Origin of the sequence: Paenibacillus sp. B1-35 (assembly GCF_050474385.1) — a bacterium.
Classification (GTDB): Bacteria; Bacillota; Bacilli; order Paenibacillales; family Paenibacillaceae; genus Paenibacillus_B; species Paenibacillus_B alvei.
Map to the genome: position 1 here is coordinate 270,923 of NZ_JBCHVJ010000001.1, position 19,186 is coordinate 290,108.

Here is a 19,186-nt window from a genome sequence, read left to right on the forward strand (position 1 = left end):
CGATCTCTCAAATCCTGAGGGAAGCGAGAGCACTATGGGGCAATAAGAACATCTAATAGATTGAGTGATATTGTTTATAACATAGACTAGGGAGAGTGTGAAATACGTGCTAAAAAAGTGGAAGATTTGTATAGTACTGCTGACAATGATATCACTTATAAGCGGCTGTTTCGGAGAGCGGTCAGAACTAGCGCCACTTAAAGATGGCAAGGGGAAGATCAGGGTCGTCTATAAAAGTGAAGATGCATTCTATCAGGATTATGGGAACTTCTTCAAAATGATGAGCCCTGATATTGACGTCGAGGTTATTAGTCAAGAGGAGATGTTCGGCGGTGCCGACAAAGAGGAATCATTCGATTGGAATGAAGAAAAAAAGAAGCTCCTTGATAAGTATAAGCCGGACGTGCTGTTTTTGAATGAAAGTATGTTTGAGACCTTCGCTCAAGAAGGGAGGTTGTATGACATAGAGCCGGCCATTAGCCAGGATCAATACAAGCTGGACGGATTCATGCCTGGACTTATCGATAGGCTGCGGGCAAAAGGGAACGGAAAGTTGTACGGGCTTACTCCATCCTTTGAGACAAATGTCATCTATTATAATCGCAATTTGTTCAAGAAGTATCAAATCGAGCCGCCTAACGGGAAAATGACGTGGAAGGAGCTTCTTGATCTGGCAGAGAGATTTGCGAGCGTCGAATCAGGAAAGAAGCAAGTGTTTGGCTTGTATCAAACGAAAGGGCCAGCAAGTTTGATGTATGATATCGCCGCTGCATCTGGACTAAAGCTTGTTGACGAGAAATCAAGCAAGCTGTTGATCGATTCGGATGGTTGGAAGGAAGCGATGAAGATGACGGCAGATGCCGTCCGCAATCATGCAGCCTATGCGCCTCCCCCGATGAAGGAGGGCGAACAGCTTGATGGATACGACGATAGCGACTTTGAGAAACATAGAGACTACTTGAAACAATACAGCCGATCGAACGAGTTGTTCTACATAGGTCAAGCTGCAATGACGATTCAAGCACCGTGGTTTGCTTCCTTTTTGCGGGATATTCCCTACTATTCGAAGACACCGGAGATCGACTGGGGCATCGCGGCCGCGCCTGTTAATCCTGCTAAGCCCGATGAATCAGCTTACGTGAAATTATCAGAGATCTATGCCATATCTGCGGATTCTCCGAACAAGCGGGCGGCTTGGGAATTCGTCAAGTTCGTGAACGGGCCGGAAATGGCGCAGGTTGCTGGGAAGGCAATGAACGATACGCTCCCCACGCGGTCAGACTATTTCAAGGATTTTAGAGGGCGGGAAACGGATGCGTTCTATCTGTTAAAGCCAATGCAGGCCAGTGGAGTGTCTGATAAAAAGAGTATTCCGGCGGGTTTTCATTCTGAGTTTGATGTTTTACTGTCGGATGTGCTGAAATCCTTGATTGACCAAGAGAAAACGCTGGATGAGGCAGTTGCTGAGCTTCAACTCAAGGGGCAAGAAATGTTGGATCGGTCACGGGAAAAAGCCAAGCAAGATCAATAAATGAATGAAAAAGAGATCAAGCTGAAAGATCGAGTGAAGGAAAAATAATTTATCAAGACCATCAAGACCTAATTTAATGGTATTAAAACACTGTCCCTAACATTTTAGACATATATAATATGTTAGGGGCTGTAGCTTTGAAATAAAGTCGTACCGTTTATAAAAAAGTTGTACCGTTTTATCCCTTTGGATTTTTACTTATCTAGGGAGATATTTTTATTAATAAAAGAAGATATATAAACTGAATATAAAAATGTTTTGATTTCCTGGAAAAATTCTATAATTTAATATTGCTTATGTATGGAATATTTTGTTTGTACGAAAGGGGGAATGGCATGGTTCTTACTATGAATCGCAAAGTAAACTCTTTAAATCATATAAAATAAGTAAATTAGTTACCAAAAACCATAATTTTTGCAACTTATTTAATCTGAATTAAGGTGCTCAGTATCAATTAATTATAGGATGGGTTATTTTGCCTGTGATTCGATCCATTTCTCTAAAAAAAGGAGAATAATAAGGATAGGACATTTTTATAAAAACCAATCTTAAATCTAATGGAAAAGAATCTATTTTGATTAATCTTTTTTCAAAATAGATTCTTTTTGTATTCCGTAAAGTAAGGGTGATGAGTCCCAGCAAGCAAGTAAATTGAATCGTCAATTCCAGCAATATGAAGCTAAACGCGTTGTAGTCAGCGACCTAACCTATGTCAAAGTCAAAAACAGAGTGCACTACATCTGTATGTTTGTCGATCTCTTTAATCGAAATTATTCCAGTGTGGGATCTAACCAAGATGCTGCACTAGTAGAGTAGCACGGACATTTGCTTCGAACAAGGTGATCTACGTCTGATTCAATTATTCCATACCGATCGAGGCAGTGAATTTAAGAACAAGCTGATCGATGAAACGTTGACTGAGTTCCTAATCGGTCAAGCATGAAAGGTTGTCCTTACGACAATGCCGTTGCTACAAGCCACATTTAAAATCATGAAAACGGAGTTCATTAACCAAATGAATTTTCATAGCCTTCAGCATCTGAAATTGGAGTTAAATGATTATGTGAACTGGTACAATAAACACCGATTTCACGGAACACTAGGCTATATGAGCCCAGTTGATTACAGAAAATTGGTCTAGTTTTGTGTGACAGTCCACGATCCTGACTGGAAATATAATTTAAATACGGGACAACTAACCATAACATGGAACCAGGAATAATATATTTTAGAAAAAAAGGAGGGGGAAACTTTGAGAAGACCATTATACAGCCAGCTACCTTTTTATCCATATCCAACATGGTACCCATCATCGCCATATTCTGTTCCATCTCTATTTGGATATGACGGTTCTTCAAGATATCAGGTAAACGGTAGTGTCAGGAATCGTCCAGTTACGACTGCCTATCCTGGGTCATCTTTAGCAACAGAACGACAGACTGAAGACCAGATTGATATTTTCTACGTAGACGATCAAGGCCGCGTAAATGTCATGTGGGTAGTCGGAACTGGGGCTTGGCAAGGGCCGGTTACTTTGACCGGTCCGAACTTCGCTCCACCTGGCGCAGCTTTAGCAACCGAACGACAGACGGCCGATCAGATCGACCTGTTCGTCGTAGATAATCAGGGTCGCGTAAACGTTATGTGGGTGGTCGGAACCGGGCCTTGGCATCCACCAGTCGCCCTGACTGGTCCGAACTTCGCCCCACCTGGCGCAGCTTTAGCAACAGAACGACAGACAATGAACCAGATTGACCTGTTCGTCGTAGATAATCAGGGTCGCGTAAATGTTATGTGGGTGGTCGGAACCGAGCCTTGGCATGCACCGGTCGCCTTGACTGGTCCGAACTTTACTAAACCTGGTGCACATTTAGCAACCGAACGACAGACGGCCGATCAGATCGACCTGTTCGTCGTGGATAATCAGGGTCGCGTAAATGTTATGTGGGTGGTTGGAACTGAGCCTTGGCATCCGCCGATCGCCTTGACCGGTCCGAACTTCACTAAACCTGGTGCACATTTAGCAACTGAACGACAAACGCCCCACCAGATTGACCTGTTTGTCGCGGATAATTTTGGTCGCGTAAATGTCATGTGGGTGGTCGGAACCGGAGCTTGGCAAGGGCCGGTCGCTCTGACTGGTTCAGTCGCCTTTGATGGAGTTTTTGCAACAGAACGACAGACAATGAACCAGATTGATTTGTTCTTCGTGGATAGTCAAGGGCGTATAAATGTCATGTGGGTGGTCGGAACCGGGGCTTGGCAAGGACCGGTCGCCCTGACCGGTCAGGACTTCGCCCTCCCAGGTGCATCTTTAGCAACTGAACGACAGGCAGGAAACCAGATCGACTTGTTCGTCGTAGATAATCAGGGTCGTGTAAATGTTATGTGGGTGGTCGGAACCGAGGCTTGGCAAGGGCCGGTTGCTTTATAGTCTGTATTATCGGTGTTTTACTGTTGACTACAACGAATGCGAGAAAGTAGACCTCTTACTAGCTTTCTAAGTTATGTTAACAAAATAAGGGGTAAACAAAGGGTGGTCATAACTCTGTCAAATAAACACAAAAAAAGAGACGCCTTTATGCTGCGACCGTTTCCCGATATTCTACCGGGGAGCGGTCGTTTAATTTCTTTTGGAAGCGTTCATGGTTGTAGAAGGAAACATGTTCTTAAATAGCTTGCTCTAATTCAGACATCGTTTGCAAATGAGTTAGATAAATCTTTTCTGTTTTAAGATGTGAAAAGAACGATTCAATGCATGCATTGTCAAAGCAGTTTCCACGTCTAGAATGACTGTCTAGTATTCCAAGCTTCGTGAGCTTGTTGTTAAAAGGCTTTGATGTATATTGAAATCCTTGGTCAGGAATGCAGGAGAACACCATTGAGATCCGTCTTCTCGCTAAGGATGTCCAAAGTCTTCGTAACGAGTGCGAGATCACGATCAGATAATTGCTTAGCCATAATCTCGTTATTGAAGAGATCCTGTATCGCGGATTGATATACAAAGCGATCTCCTACCCGAATATAGGTAATGTCGGTTACTAATTTACGCAGAGAGGCTTCTACATAAAACTTTCGTTCAAGTCGATTCGGATGAACAACAGATACCTGCTTGCCAGAATAACGACGTTTCTTTCGAATGACAGAGCGAATACCAAGTTACTTAATAATCCGATAAACACGCTTATGGTTAACATGAATCCCTTCGCGTTTCAAAGCAACGGTCATACACAGATAGCCAAAGTACAGATGTAGTCGGTATATGACCATTTCTAGTAACTGCGCTCGGTTAAAGACCTCACTACGTCTCCCGCTATGGGATACGTCCTCCGCCTAAGTATGCTCTATTTTCTGGATATTTTCTGAATATTATATACATATTGAACTGTATTTTCAGTATCTGTATAACTAATCTAATATGTATAAGAAAAGAGGATACATGCTCATATATTGAACATAATATCCTCTTCTTAGTTTAGTCTATTTAACGAAAGTTCTCGCATCCGATCTTTTTTATGTCTAGTATTGTACTTTTTTGCTGATTCCATATTGCTGACGACTCAAATGAAGTACAGCCAGAAAAGTTGTTGTTGCAAGGAAGAAAAAGGTTATGTATTATATTTATGGAAATCGTGGTTAAAAAAGTATCCCCGTCGTTGCTTCAAATGCTCCTATGTTTGCAATATACCATTCTATTGTTTGCTAATTATATCACTTACCGAACCAATAATCTTCACAATTTTTTTGATTTTAATGTCACATTTTCGGAATTCGCATCGTCATAGACGGTGAAAAGCACTTTTCGCATTGTAATCATACTCATTGAGGAGTTGAAATGCGTGACATTGAAGGAAAGAATACAAGAGCTCGATGCTTATCGGGCACTTGCAATCATGGCGGTTCTGGCGATACATGCGACATCGGAAGCGGTAGCATTAACGATAGGCACTCGTTCATATCCACTTTATTTAGTAGTGAATATCTTTAGTAAGTTTGCAGTACCCGTATTTATTTTCTTAAGTGGTTTCGTATTGTTTTATAATTATATGGACAAACCGTTAAGCGGCGGTGTCATCCGCCAATTTTACCGGAAACGATTACTTTACATTTTAGTGCCATACCTTGTTTTTTCTGTATTATACTTTGTCTTGCAGCTTTATCGTAATGGTGTGCTATTCCATTTATCGTGGTCGGTTGCTTATGATTTTGTGAGAGATCTACTGAGTGGAAGGGCATATACGCATCTGTATTATATTATTATTATCGTTCAGTTCTATGTACTGTTTCCACTTTTGTTAGCCATAATCCAAAAGATGCGCCAGGCCGTCCCAATTCTGTTCTTGGCCGCAGCATTGCTGCAATGGGGATTTATTATCGGCAATAAATACGGTTGGCAAATTCCAAGAGGAAATCTGGCAATCTCATATTTGTCTTACTTCATATTGGGGGCATGGATTGCCTTGCAATACGAATCGCTCCGTAATTGGCTCGTTCGCTTCACTAATGGATATAAGCAATTGTTGGGCTGGATTGTTTTATGGGGTGCGTGGATCATGCTCGGAATTTATCATGCATACATCTTTTACCGCGCGAATGTGAGCAAGATATTCGTCAACACGTTGTGGTATGAGCTCGTCTGGTATGTACATTCGATACTGTCGTGCATTATTCTTATTCAAATCTCATATGTACTATATTACTGCTGTGGGAGAAAAATATCTTCCTGGACGACCTCGTTGGGAGTTTGTTCTTTCGGTATCTATTTGCTGCATCCTTTGCTGCTCGCTATTTATCGAAAGATAGGTGTAAAAGGAAATACAATCGAGTATGCACTGTATATTGCAGGTGGCTGGATATTCGCGTTATTCGGCACTTGGTTCATCGTATATATCATATCGCGTGCAACTCCGTGGTCGTGGGTGGCATTTGGCGCTGTACCGGTTCATGGCAAGGAAAGCGGAAGTCGAATTGCAGGCAAGCCGCACCAAGAGGCGAATGCACCAAGCATATCGGAATAAATGAAAAGAGGAAGGCCTTCATCGCGAAGGTCTTCCTTCTTAATTTTAATGGTGGATTATGATTGAACGCTAGCTTCACGGGCGCCTGTTTTGTACATGAAAAAGGATTGAAGGAATAAACCTCCAACAAGAACCGCACCTGTAAAATAGGGGAGATTGGCAGGATTTTCATTCCGCTCAAGCAAGGCACCGAAGGACATTGTACCGATAGATCCTGCTAAATAGTTAATCGAACTAAGCAAGGCGATAGAAATTGTCGCGTGTCGAGGGCTGATTTCAACCAGTGTTTTTTGCTGGGTTGCAATGGAGGCCCACCCCGAAGCTCCCCACAGCATGAGCAAGAAACCGAGACCAGCCGCATATGGATGAACCATATCCATGAACATCATCGACAGCATTAACAGCATGATAAGAACAAGCATAATTGTTCTCGGACGCTTATATCGATCCATGATCGACCCGATGAAGAAGCTGCCGGCGATCCCGCCAAGCCCCCACAACCAAATGAACCAAATCGAATGCTCATATTCGAATGCAGAGATGATCTGATCCAAATACGTATACAGCCCTAGACTGCAAAAACTTAAAATTGCCGTAACGAGCATTACAAGCGTAATCTGTTTATTTTTGAACATCGACAATCTATCGCTCAATGTCGGCAAGCTGTTGCTCCGTATTTCTGGAAACCGGCTTGCGATTGCAATGATGCCAATAAGACCAACACATACAATTGACCACATTGTCAATCTCCAGTTATGCAGGGAAGAAATATAAATTCCAAGCGGCACACCGATTACCGTACCGGCACTCATGCCAAATAAGATCAAACTTAGAGCTCTGCCGCGATGCTGCTCGGAAGCGAGGTGAACTGCCGCAGAGGATGCTAATGGCGAATAGAGCCCGGCTCCGATTCCTGCAATTCCTCTAGATAGGAGGAAAATGGCGAAATTCTGCGTAACTGCAGTCATCATATTAGCAAGGGTGAACATCGATAGTGCAGCGATTAGAATATGCTTTGTGTTCGTTCGGCTCATCATGGCGGCGAATAGGGGAGCCGCGATTGCATAACACAACGTAAACGCGCTTACCGATTGCCCTGCTGTTCCAATCGATACGCCGAAATCTGCCGCAATAAGCGGCAATATTCCAGCCATGACATAGGCATCGACGCCTAAGGCAAACATGCCGAATAATAGTAATGTTATTTTTTTCATTTCAGCACCAACCTTTATATGATCTACATTTTTGCGCAATGAGCTGTTCAATGCCTATTGTAACGAGTATACTTATATTAGTGAAATTAATGTTTTGCATGGAAGGTATGAGGACATTTCATGACGATAGCACGCTATGAAGTATTCATGAAGGTAGTAGAGCAGGGGAATTTTACGAAGGCTGCTGAACAGCTCAATATGACACAATCTGCTGTCAGCCATGCAATTGCAAGTTTGGAGAAGGAGATCGGTTATGCGCTTCTGAATCGAAGCAAGCAAGCGAAGATAAGCACGACTGTACTGGCAGATCGTCTCATTCCGCACATGATGCAGATCCTGCGCAGCGAAGCAATTATCCGTGAGGAAATATCAGTGGAGAATCATCAACTAGAGGGGACATTAAAGATTGGCGCCTTTACAAGTGCTGCATCTCAATTACTTCCGCCTATGATCGCACAACTTAAAACAAATCATCCCTGTGTCAAGGTCGTCCTTTTTGAAGGTACCTATGATGAAATTCTTACATGGCTTACAAATGGAACGGTGGATATCGGGTTTGTAATGAATACGGAAGAGAAAGGTCACCTGCACAAAATTCTCATTCATGAGGATGAACTGGTAGTTGGTATGCCTCACAATCATCCATTCGCACAGTTGGAAGTGCTCGATATAAAGCAATTAGAGGGTATCGATTTCATCATGCCAAGGGCTTCCTATCAACGGCAAGTGCTTGCGTGCTTGACCGATCATAATGTGACGCCTAATGTGCTAATGGAAGTATTGCATTGTGACACGATTATCAATATGGCATCGCAAGGAATAGGAGTTACGATCGGGCCGAAGCTGCTGTTCCAGTCTTACGAGCAAATGCTCCATAAACCGCTCTTACAGGATACCAGTCGACCTATTTGTCTTGCCTATCGTATAGGCAGCCCCACGATAGAAGCTTTCCTTGTCAGTAATCAACTAGAATGCTAATCAAAGAACATATATACAGGCATGCAAAAACTCCCGCGAATTCCAGAATCCGCGGGAGTTCTGATTCATTTTTGTAAAGGCTGGCCATTACTAAATCGCTGCCGTGCATATCGATTAACTGATGGAAGCTTCGTAAATCGATTGGATGGAGCGGGACAATGTCTCATCGAATTGCTCCGATGTCTGCTGCGCAGTCAATCCAACGGACAAGGCGCGTGAGAAACTGGCAATTAAACCATGGTTGCGAGCCAATCTCTCATTTGCTTCTCCTTGATCGTAACCGCCTGACAATGCCACAACGCGGAGAACATGCGGATCTTCAATCAATTCACGATAGAAATCATCTGCTGTAGGGATGGACAGCTTGAGCATTACTTTTACATCTTGATCAAGCGCCGCCAATTGCTTAAGAAGCTCATTCTTCAAGATTTGCTCGGATTGCTGTTTATCAGGGCTATAGATATCGACTTCTGGTTCAATTATAGGTACAAGACCCATCGACCAGATTTGTTTGCCGACTTCGAACTGCTGCTCGACGACTTTACGTATTCCTACTTCGTTCGCTTCTTTAATGACCGAGCGCATCTTTGTCCCGAAAATATGTTTGTCAACTGCTCGCTTTAATAGGTCGTCAAGCTCAGGCATAGGCTTCATTAATTGAACGCCCTGTTCAAGATCAGCCAAACCTTTATCGACCTTCAAGAAAGGAACGATGCCTTTCTTTTCCCACAAGTAGTCTGCGGTAAATTGACCTTCGATCGTCCGATCCATCGTATTCTCGAATAAGATGGCCCCCAAAATATACTTCGAATCAAATGCCGAGCTCGTAATGATCCGTGTTCTCATCTCGTGAACGAGCTCGAACATTTCTTCGTCATTGGAGTAACGATCCTCTGTAATGCCATACTGCAGTAATGCCTTTGGCGTGCTTCCGCCGCTCTGATCTAATGCTGCAATAAAACCCTTTCCCGTATGAATTCGTTCCAGTTGTTCTTTGTTCATTGAAGATTCTCCTTCCTGTAAGTGGGATGGAGCTCTCAACGGAGTAGATGTTTCCATCCATCTGTTGAGGCTACAATAGAAACAGAACTTGACGCGTTCACATTAGCCTAGGACGGTCACACATATGCAGCCAAGCTGAATATAGGCTGTTGGGTTAGGCTTGTCCCGTACGTCAGGTAGAGTTTCCTTTATTGTACAACAAATTGTTGTATGACGCACGGTGTCAGATCAGAGCTGGCGGCATATTGCTTTAAAGAATGTTCTTATCGAATAACACGTCTAGCCGTAACAAAAGTTTTGTCCCAAGCGCTGCCTTTGAAGTTCGAGATCGTTACACCTACACCCTTTTTATAGGTGTGGATGACTTTGTTGTTGCCCATATATACAGATACGTGATTTATGACACCGTCACGATTTGTATCCGAGAAAATAAGGTCGCCAGGAAGCAATTTAGTTTTAGAAACCTTTGTGCCAACCTTGGATTGTTGTCTTGAAGAACGAGGCAGTTTTATACCGTTTTTCTTGAAAATATATTGGGTAAAGGAAGAGCAATCAAACGCAGTTGTTCTTCCAGTCTTTGCACCAAATACATAAGGAGTGCCTATATATTTTTTCCCTGTTTGGATTACTTTATTCGCTACTGAAGTAGAGTATGCGGCTTCTGCCTTCATAACGGTAGCGTCGCTCAGAATGCTCCCCGATAAGGCGACCGTTGAGCAAATCCCGATACTCAGCAATGTTTTTCCAATTCTTGTTGTCATTAATTTGTTCATAGTATCCTCCTTATGGATGAGAAAATAGTATTAGCCGAATGACTGGGACTAGCATAGCACACCAAATTCCACCCATAATCTTCTGCGAAATCTGCAAACCAGCATTACAACAGGAAAAACAGAGCTTTATGATAAACAGATGAGAATAAGATTAAAAATGCAGTTGATAATGATAATCAATATCTTTATAATGAGAATCGTTATCATAAATGTGATAATCATTCTCATATATTGAGTTATCAAGGAGGTATACATAATCAATGAAAGCTATACAGTACGGGGTCATTGCCCTAATGGTCATTGTGCTTGCTGCTTGCGGCAACTCGAACGGGGCATCTCCCGCATCAAGTCCGAACCCAGCGGCCGAATCTCCCGCAAGTTCATCACAAGATACGAATAGCCTAGCTGAGGAAAAAGGGGATCATGGAGAAGTAGGGAAGCTAATGCAGCAATTCGGCACGAAGAAGCCAGAGAAGATTGTGACTTTATCCGTGTCTATTACCGAAATCTTGCATGAAATTGGTGTTGTTCCAGCAGGAGTCCCTAAATCTAGCAGCAAGCTCCCAGAAGCATTCGAACATGTTCCGCGCATCGGTTCCTCTCACCAGCCTGATTTGGAGCAAATCGCTAAACTGCAACCGGATATTATCGTAGGACCAATGTCGATTAAGGACAGCATAGAAAAAAAGTTGAAGCCAGCATCAATTCCGACTGCCTATTTGCCTGCGGATTCCTTAGAGCAATTGAAGCTAAGCACAACCGTACTTGGACGTGTGTTTGGACACGAGAATAAGGCAAAAGCCTATTTGGAGAAGATTCACCGTGAGGAACAAGCGATACTTGCTTCGGTGAAGGGCAAGCCTGCACCGAAAGTCATGATACTATTCGGTTCTGCTGAATCATTAATGCTCATGAATGACAATACATTTGCTGGCAGCATTGCTCGCAATTTGGGTGCGACGAATGTGCTGTCTGAATTCATGAAGAAAGCAGAAGACTATGTACCAATCAATATGGAAAGTGTAATTGCGGCCAATCCTGACGTTATTTTATTGGTTGCACACGGTGATCCGAATGCAATTGCCAAGAAGTTCGAGGATGATGTGAAGAAGAATGGAGCATGGGAGAAAATGAACGCCTTTAAAAACGGAAAAATGAAGGCTCTGGATCCTCAACTGTATGGTATTGCGTCTATTGTGAAGGCTCCAGCAGCATATAAGGACATGGCGCACATTTTATTTGATAAATAAGGGGTTTCAGCTGCGTGAAGAAGAAAACATCAAGTTATAAATCCATTCTTCTCCTCTTAGCTGTTATATTGCTTGCCATTCTGACATTACTGTCCATCGGAATTGGAAGCGTACAGTTCAGTCCTAAGGAGACAATAGATGCCGTATTTGGAGCCGGAAATGACGTTTCCAATACGATATTGTGGGACATTCGAATACCAAGAGTACTGATGGCTTTATTTATAGGGGCTAATTTGGCAGCTTCAGGTGCATTAATGCAGGCGGTAGTCCTCAATCCACTTGCTGATCCAGGGTTGACTGGAGTATCAAGCGGTGCGGCTGTTACAGTATTGTTCATCATGCTGGCGATGCCAGGCTATTATTCGATGGTTCCAGTTTCCGCTATCATTGGGGGCAGTATCGCGGCGTTAATGGTGTATGGGCTAGCTTGGAAAAAGCATTTTGGATTAACTCCGGTACGGATCATTTTGTCAGGGGTTGCTGTAAATGCTGTCTTCGGGGGAATGATTGGCCTGCTGTCTATGATGTACAGTGATCGTCTTCCATCTGCCTTGCAATGGCTGAACGGCAGCCTATCGAGCACCGGAATGGCGGATGTGCTCGTCATTTTGCCATACTCCATAGTCGGATGGGCAGCAGCACTGCTTTGCATACGACATGCGAACATCTTGCGATTGGGTGAACAGGTAGCGCATAATTTAGGACTGAATTTGACTCATATTCGGATCATCCTATCTTTTGTTGCCATATACTTGGCTGCGATATCAGTGTCCACGGTTGGGCTTGTCGGTTTCGTTGGGCTTCTCGTACCGCACATTGCTAGAATTCTTATCGGATCTGACTATCGCTATCGTCTTCCGCTTAGCCTGTTTCTCGGTTCGATGGTGCTGCTCGTGGCAGATACCATTGGACGGACAATCTTCAGCCCGATAGAGATTCCTGCGGGTATTGTTATGGCCATGGTTGGCGGTCCGTACTTCTTATATTTGATGCGGAAAGGAGATGCCTGACTGATGCTGCAAGTGTCGTCTTTAAACATTAGGTATGGGGAAAAGAAGATCATTCGTGATTTTACACTAGATGTAAACGAGGGGGAGGTTCTCACGATTATCGGCCCCAACGGTTCCGGCAAATCTACCGTACTGAAGGCCATAACGAGGCTTATTCCTTGTGAGAGCGGCCGAATTTGTATTGCAAATCAGGAATTACAGCAATTCAACTCAAAACAACTGTCGCGTATCATGTGCTTGCTGTGCCAATCGAATATGAGTCCGGCGGATATGACTGTAGAGGAATTGGTAGGGTATGGGCGAATGCCGCACAAGAAATGGTATGAACGAATCAATGTGGAGGATAAGGAGATTATTCATTGGGCTATGGAGCTCACAGGCATGACTCTATTTCGTGAACGAAGATTAGTGACATTGTCCGGTGGAGAGGCGCAGCGTGCCTGGTTGGCAATGGCCTTGGCCCAGCGTCCCAAGGTGCTTTTGCTCGATGAGCCTACAACCTATCTTGATATTGCTCACCAACTAGAGGTACTGGAATTGGTTCGCACGTTGAATCGTGAGCTGAAGCTTACGGTCATCATGGTGCTGCATGATTTGAACCATGCCAGTGCATATAGTGATCGGGTGTGTGTGATAAAAGAAGGCGGGATTCGTATGTGCGGGACACCACGAACCGTATTCACTTCCGAACTAATAAGAAGTGTATATGGAGTAGATACAGATATTCAGGATTCTCCAGATGGAGAACATCCTCGAATACATGTGTTGAATAAATGGAATAAGGAAGCGAGGAATGTCAATGAAGCAGCAGGATAATGAAAAGATGAAGCGTCGATATATGGAGTTCATTGATAGTGTGCAATCCGTAACGCTCAGTACGATTGCAGAAGATGGAAGTCCGTTTGTCTCATATGCTCCTTATGTGAGAATGAAAGGCAAGCTGTATATTTACATAAGCAAAATTGCTCAGCATTATCGTTATCTTGAGGAAAATCCTCGTGTCGATATTATGATGATTGAGGATGAATCTAAGACCAACAATATGTTTGCGAGACAGCGTGCCCGGTTTGCATGCTTGGCTTCGAAGTTGGAGAGTGTAGCAGAAGATGCGATTTTCACACAATTCGAAACATCATTTGGAGCAAGCATGATTCAAATGCTTAGGGGACTTGATTTTTCATTATTTGAGCTGATGCCTACAGAGGGACGATACGTTGCAGGCTTTGGTCAAGCCTATAATATTGATTTGGAAGCTTTGCGATTTGATCATGTTGCTAGAGACGGGCATCAACAGGCTGATCAGATCAGCCCAGCATAAGAGGAGGCCAGGACGATGACTTATGATACTGTATCCGTCATATGGGAGACGATTCAGGAACGATTCTATCATATGGTGAAGGAATTAACGGATGATGAATTAAGCTACGGAGTGGGCAATGCTACGATTGGCTACATGATCAGACACAATGCAGAAGTGGAATATTTGTTTGCGGAATGGTACTTTGGTCAAGAATTGCCAATGAATATGGAAATTCGAACAAGTCGGGGCCCAGCGGGAGACCCGAACTCGTATACTAGCATTTTCGAAATGCTCCAGTTAATCCGCGAATCGCAAGAGCATATTGGCCATGCAATGCGTGCTCTGCCTGAACAATCGTGGCATGTTCCCGTGAAGTCTCCTATGGGTACGATCACACCGCTGCAAGCGGTTGGACGGCTGCTATATCATACGAGCCTGCATGCGGGACAAATTGCGCTGCTTCTCAAGCATACGAATCCGAACTCAGTTCCGGCAAGAAAGCCAAAAACCGTATCCACTACCTTACATTGAAATCAGCCTTACGGTTGATTTCTTTTCTTTGTGTGGAGTATGATAGCACCCGAGAGAATTGATCTGGAGGATGATGGTAAATGATAACGTACCACAATTGCTCAGAAGTCGATATTTCTCTGGCTTACAGAGCGTTTACAGTTGGTTTTTCTGACTACATCGTGAAAATGGATCATTCGCAAGATTTGTTCATATCACGCTTCTTTGGCGCTGAGGGGAACCAATTGGAATATTCCTATATTGCGATGGATGAGGACAAGCCAATAGGGTTAATTTTGGGCGGATTGAAACGGTATGAGGGTGTGCTGACGATGCGGTGCGGTACACTTGCAGTACATCCTGATTATCGCGGTACTGGGGTCAGCTCAAAATTGTTCGAGCTGCATAAAGCGAACGCGCTTGCATGCGAGTGTAAACAATTATTCCTTGAGGTTATTGTGGGAAACAACAGGGCAATTCAATTTTATAAGAAGCTTGGTTACCGCAAAGTATATGACCTTCGTTACTATACGCTGCACCAACCGTTGCGTTTGACAGAACGAAAGGTTGAGGGGCTTGTAATTAAACCAATTGCATTTGACAGCTTCGAACACTACGTACAAAACTTGCGCATCGAGCATATCAATTGGCAGAATGATTTGGACTATATGAAGCGGTCAGAAAATAATACCTATGCTGTCGCTTATCTGGACGATATGATCATTGGAACGGTATGTATGAGCGATTCTGGCAAGGTTAGTTTTCTATATGTAGATGCCGGTTATCGACACCAAGGAATTGCGACAAGCATGCTGGCAAAGCTTGTAGAGGAGAAACAGCCTGAACGATTATCGATATCATTCCCTAACAATCATCAGTTGGAAGGTTTTTTGCGAAGTCAGCGCTTCGAGAAAAATCAGCTTGAGCAATTTGAAATGTATTGCTTCTGTGAATGATAGGATAAATGACTTTCTCATAGAGCAGGAGTAGATAAGCCTAAATAAGGTCAATGAACTAAAGGCACCTGTACAGAATATGATGATCATACTATCACGTATGCTGTAAGGATGTGTAGATAATGTCATTCATATTGCGCTTCAGTACGATAACGAGAGGTGCGATTACGTTTACCGGGAACTCCCTCGGAATTAGCCGCGCCTCCAGATTTTCACCTGCTTGCACACCGGGTACGGCTGATGCGATCGGCTCCTTTATTATCAATAATCCGAACTCGGTGTGCGGCACAGTTCCGTCCAGTCCTGCGACTGGCGGGGGAACGACGAATATGTATATGATGAATTTTTCAACAAACTCGCTTGTTCTCACTCCGGGAAGTACGGTTGTATACGCTGAATTAGTATGGGGTGGAACCTATTTAATCAATACGCCAGGCGGGGAAGACTTATCAGCCCGCTTGAATGACCCCGTCAGATTCAGCACACCAACAGGCACGTTCAATATCCAGCCAGAGACATTCTTCAATTATGCGGTTAATATTCAAGGCGATTTAGGCTATGTTCGCTCTGCGAACGTAACAGCGCTTGTTGCTGGAGGCGGTGCGGGCACTTACGGGGCTGGCAAAATCGTTGGAACACTGGTTCCGGATCCGAATACGACTAGCTTCGCCGGCTGGACACTCGGGGTCGTATACGTAAATCCTGCATTACCATTCCGCAGCATGAATTTATATGTCGGGAACGTGCCGATTCAATCGGTATCTCCGCCAGTTAACGAGATGATTGGGAACTTCCAAACCCCTTCATTCGGGCCTATTACCGGGCGACTGCTCGTTAGCGCACAAGAAGGAGATGCTGGGATTACGGGTGACTTCGTACGATTTGGACCCACTCTGGCCAACCTTACTACGATCCCGCAGCCGGCAGGGTTTACGAATAACTTTTTCCAGTCGTTAATCTATGATGATAACGGGAATATCAATCCGACTGCTACATTCGGCGATCGCAATCCGATACCTGGGCAGCCAGGGACGAATATCATTGAAGGAAATCGCCAAGGATGGGATATTGCCAACGTAGACATTTCTTCCAGCCTTGTGAATGGGCAAACTTCAGCAGCCCTTCAATTCGGAACGAATGGCGACGGATATACCGTCAATTTGCTGGCGATTCAAATTGACAACATCCCGCCAACCTTGCTGGTAGAGAAGAACTCCTTCCCGGATACAGTAACTGTTGGAGAAGAAATTGTATATACCATTGTCGTCAGCAACGATGGAGATTCCCCGCTTGTGAACACCGTACTTACTGACCCGCTCCCTGCTGGTGTAACGTTTCAATCCGTGCAAACCACACAAGGTACGGCATCGTTTGCTGCTGGCACGGTTACCGTAGATATTGGGACGATCCCTGTTGGTCAGAGTGTAACCGTCAATATTACCGTGCTGGCAACAGCGGCTGGTCTCATATCCAATACTGCTTCAGCTCAAGCAAATCAGACCGGCATCATTTCCTCAACCGCAGTCAATACCGTAATTCCACTGCCGCCTCCAATTCTAGAAATTGAGAAATTGGACTTTCCCCCCATCGTCGCCGTAAATTCGGAGCTCGTCTATATTATATTTGTCTCAAATATCGGGGGGAGCACAGCAACCAACGTCGTCATGAATGATCCGCTGCCAGCAGGAACCACCTTTGTATCTGCTGAATCGGATCAAGGTACGATTTCGTTCGACGGCACGACAATTACGAATGACATTGGTTCACTAGCCCCAGGAGAGACAGTGGTCATTTTTATCGTCGTAATCCCAACGGTTACAGGTACAGTCTTGAACACGGCAACGACTTTTTCAGATCAGACTGAACCCCAAATCTCGACAACAGAAACTCTAGTTATCGAACAACCGATACTTGAGTTATTGATATCGAAGTTCGCTGGACCGGATCCCGCAACTGTCGGTGAGGAGCTTGTATACACGATCGTAGTGTCTAATGAAACTACAGATTTATTAACCGGAGTAGAAGTGGTGGATGTACTACCACCTGGCCTCGTCTTCGTATCTGCTGAATCTACACAAGGAACCGTAACTGAAGTAGCTGGCACGGTAACTGCATTAATTGGCGCCCTTGCTCCAGGTCAGTCTGAAATCATCACGATTACGGTTATTCCTACAGCTCCGGGCATCGTAACGAACACCGCTACAGCGACATCTGATCAGACGCCTCCAGTATCATCCATAATTGAGACGACTGTCAATGCGCTTCCTCCTGCTTTTTTAACTATTGAGAAGCTTGCCGAACCGGATCTAGTAACGCTTGGCAATGAAGTCACATTTCAAGTGACGGTGTGCAACATGGGAGAGACAGTGGCAACAAATGTGGTTGCAGTGGATACATTGCCTGCAGGCGTTGATGTCACTGACATCCAAGTATCTGAAGGCACATTTGTGCAGGTAGGGCAAACGATAACAGCGTCGTTCGGCAACATTGCCCCTGGGTCATGTGCAAATCTTACGATCGAAGCAATTGTATCTATAGTAGGAACATTAACGAACACAGCAGTGGTGACCGCAGATAATGTCGAAGACTCTGAAACAGCAACTGCAGACGTTACGGTATTACAGCCGCTCGCAATTTCGAAGCAAGCTTCAAGCAACCCAGCACTTCTCGGCAGTCCGCTGCAATATACAATCAGTGTCGCGAATTTAGGGGAGCTTCCTCTAACGAATGTAATCGTAAATGATGTCATTCCCCCTACGGTCGAATTTGTCAGTGTTCAATCTGAAGGAGGTACCTGTTCTGTATCTGGGCAGACCGTCACTTGTTTCTTGGGTACATTAGAAGGGCAGCAAGAACAGACGATTGTCATTACGGTCATTCCTTTGTTAGAAGGGACGGTTACCAACAGCGCTACTGCACAGGCAGATAATACGCCTCCTGTTACAGCTACGGTTACGACGCTCGTTGTTCGTACTTTAGAGTGTATTTCTGTCAGTAAACTGTTCGATTGGGTGGTCAATCGGAGTGATTTTGTCATTGAAGAGTCTATTCCGGAAGACTGCAGAGCTTTCGTAGAACAAGCAATTGCTGGCGGTAGGCAAGTGCTTGTGAGCTGCAATGTAGTGCCAGTTTCGGGAGAATGCAGCGTCACGGTTGTAAAGCGGCTGCCGCTGCCCATTATCGGATCGCAAGCAGCTATTGTATTGACCACGTGCTCTGCAGAAGTAACTATTACATTAACGGATAGCGGAACAGGAGAAACATGTACGTTTACACTATTAGTCAAGCATAACGAGAAAGTATCACTCTGCTTACCACTCCCATTAGATGAATCCAACATTACTTCTCAAATATTCGATATCCATTGTGATGCTCGACTCACTGACAGCTTAACGATTGAGCTGCAATTGGATTGGTGTTTGGAACTTGTAGTGAAATTTATAATACCGATGATGGTTGAAGCTACATTTTGTCAACCTAGAGCATTAATACCGATACCAGAGGTATGCAGCATCAGCTTTCCAAAACAATGCCCAGAAGTATTTCCGTTTGTGTAAAAGAATAATGGACTTACATTTTGCAGAAAACTCATGCTCGCATGAGTTTTTCTTTTGTTCAACAGGATTGAATCCGGAGCAGGATTC

At 44.1% G+C, this 19,186-nt stretch carries 15 protein-coding genes and 1 pseudogene; 12 read left to right on the top strand and 4 right to left on the bottom strand.

Annotated elements, in window-relative coordinates:
- Positions 1-106 precede the first annotated feature (106 nt).
- From ACQ5BJ_RS01325 to ACQ5BJ_RS01335, 3 genes are all read left to right on the top strand, one after another.
- Positions 107-1,531, top strand: a complete 1,425-nt coding sequence (locus ACQ5BJ_RS01325; protein ID WP_262866774.1) for an ABC transporter substrate-binding protein — start codon at positions 107-109, stop codon at positions 1,529-1,531.
- Between the two features lie 961 nt (positions 1,532-2,492).
- Positions 2,493-2,672, top strand: coding sequence for an IS3 family transposase (locus ACQ5BJ_RS01330; RefSeq protein ID WP_353961236.1), 180 nt, complete (start codon positions 2,493-2,495; stop codon positions 2,670-2,672).
- 111 nt (positions 2,673-2,783) lie between these two features.
- Entirely contained in the window at positions 2,784-3,965 is a 1,182-nt protein-coding gene (locus ACQ5BJ_RS01335) for a hypothetical protein (RefSeq protein ID WP_289355379.1), read from the top strand.
- A 145-nt stretch (positions 3,966-4,110) separates the two neighbouring features.
- On the opposite strand, the pseudogene ACQ5BJ_RS01340 reads toward ACQ5BJ_RS01335, so the two are convergent.
- Positions 4,111-4,801, bottom strand: a pseudogene (locus ACQ5BJ_RS01340) (IS3 family transposase); the annotation flags it as partial.
- A gap of 569 nt (positions 4,802-5,370) precedes the next feature.
- Between ACQ5BJ_RS01340 and ACQ5BJ_RS01345 the strand changes: the two are divergent.
- Complete coding sequence (locus ACQ5BJ_RS01345) at positions 5,371-6,549, top strand: acyltransferase (RefSeq protein ID WP_005549343.1); 1,179 nt, start codon at positions 5,371-5,373, stop codon at positions 6,547-6,549.
- A 56-nt stretch (positions 6,550-6,605) separates the two neighbouring features.
- On the opposite strand, the gene ACQ5BJ_RS01350 is transcribed toward ACQ5BJ_RS01345, so the two are convergent.
- Positions 6,606-7,763, bottom strand: coding sequence for an MFS transporter (locus ACQ5BJ_RS01350; RefSeq protein ID WP_430107973.1), 1,158 nt, complete (start codon positions 7,761-7,763; stop codon positions 6,606-6,608).
- Between the two features lie 120 nt (positions 7,764-7,883).
- On the opposite strand from ACQ5BJ_RS01350, the gene ACQ5BJ_RS01355 reads away from it, so the two are divergent.
- Positions 7,884-8,741, top strand: a complete 858-nt coding sequence (locus ACQ5BJ_RS01355; RefSeq protein ID WP_005549338.1) for a LysR family transcriptional regulator — start codon at positions 7,884-7,886, stop codon at positions 8,739-8,741.
- A 114-nt stretch (positions 8,742-8,855) separates the two neighbouring features.
- Here ACQ5BJ_RS01355 and ACQ5BJ_RS01360 read toward each other — a convergent pair whose 3' ends face one another.
- Both ACQ5BJ_RS01360 and ACQ5BJ_RS01365 read right to left on the bottom strand, forming a co-directional pair.
- Positions 8,856-9,743, bottom strand: a complete 888-nt coding sequence (locus ACQ5BJ_RS01360; protein WP_268600311.1) for a fructose bisphosphate aldolase — start codon at positions 9,741-9,743, stop codon at positions 8,856-8,858.
- A 263-nt stretch (positions 9,744-10,006) separates the two neighbouring features.
- Positions 10,007-10,516, bottom strand: a complete 510-nt coding sequence (locus ACQ5BJ_RS01365) for a C40 family peptidase (RefSeq protein ID WP_197268325.1) — start codon at positions 10,514-10,516, stop codon at positions 10,007-10,009.
- A 260-nt stretch (positions 10,517-10,776) separates the two neighbouring features.
- Here ACQ5BJ_RS01365 and ACQ5BJ_RS01370 point away from each other — a divergent pair, with 260 nt between their 5' ends.
- The 7 genes from ACQ5BJ_RS01370 (at position 10,777) to ACQ5BJ_RS01400 (ending at position 19,099) form a co-directional block, all read left to right on the top strand.
- Positions 10,777-11,766 (top strand): helical backbone metal receptor, encoded by a 990-nt coding sequence (locus ACQ5BJ_RS01370; RefSeq protein WP_430107977.1) that lies wholly within the window; start codon positions 10,777-10,779, stop codon positions 11,764-11,766.
- Between the two features lie 14 nt (positions 11,767-11,780).
- On the top strand, positions 11,781-12,776 hold the full coding sequence (locus ACQ5BJ_RS01375; RefSeq protein ID WP_430107980.1) for a FecCD family ABC transporter permease: 996 nt from the start codon (positions 11,781-11,783) through the stop codon (positions 12,774-12,776).
- A gap of 3 nt (positions 12,777-12,779) precedes the next feature.
- Positions 12,780-13,592 (top strand): ABC transporter ATP-binding protein, encoded by an 813-nt coding sequence (locus ACQ5BJ_RS01380; RefSeq protein WP_005549329.1) that lies wholly within the window; start codon positions 12,780-12,782, stop codon positions 13,590-13,592.
- Complete coding sequence (locus tag ACQ5BJ_RS01385) at positions 13,570-14,094, top strand: HugZ family protein (protein WP_430107982.1); 525 nt, start codon at positions 13,570-13,572, stop codon at positions 14,092-14,094. Before ACQ5BJ_RS01380 ends, ACQ5BJ_RS01385 begins: the two co-directional genes overlap by 23 nt.
- Positions 14,095-14,109: 15 nt before the next feature.
- Positions 14,110-14,607, top strand: a complete 498-nt coding sequence (locus ACQ5BJ_RS01390; protein ID WP_005549326.1) for a DinB family protein — start codon at positions 14,110-14,112, stop codon at positions 14,605-14,607.
- 80 nt (positions 14,608-14,687) lie between these two features.
- Positions 14,688-15,542 carry a GNAT family N-acetyltransferase gene (locus tag ACQ5BJ_RS01395; protein WP_005549323.1) on the top strand — a complete coding sequence of 285 codons (855 nt, stop codon included), beginning with the start codon at positions 14,688-14,690 and terminating at the stop codon, positions 15,540-15,542.
- Positions 15,543-15,664: 122 nt separating this feature from the next.
- Positions 15,665-19,099 carry a DUF11 domain-containing protein gene (locus ACQ5BJ_RS01400; RefSeq protein ID WP_430107985.1) on the top strand — a complete coding sequence of 1,145 codons (3,435 nt, stop codon included), beginning with the start codon at positions 15,665-15,667 and terminating at the stop codon, positions 19,097-19,099.
- Positions 19,100-19,186 lie beyond the last annotated feature (87 nt).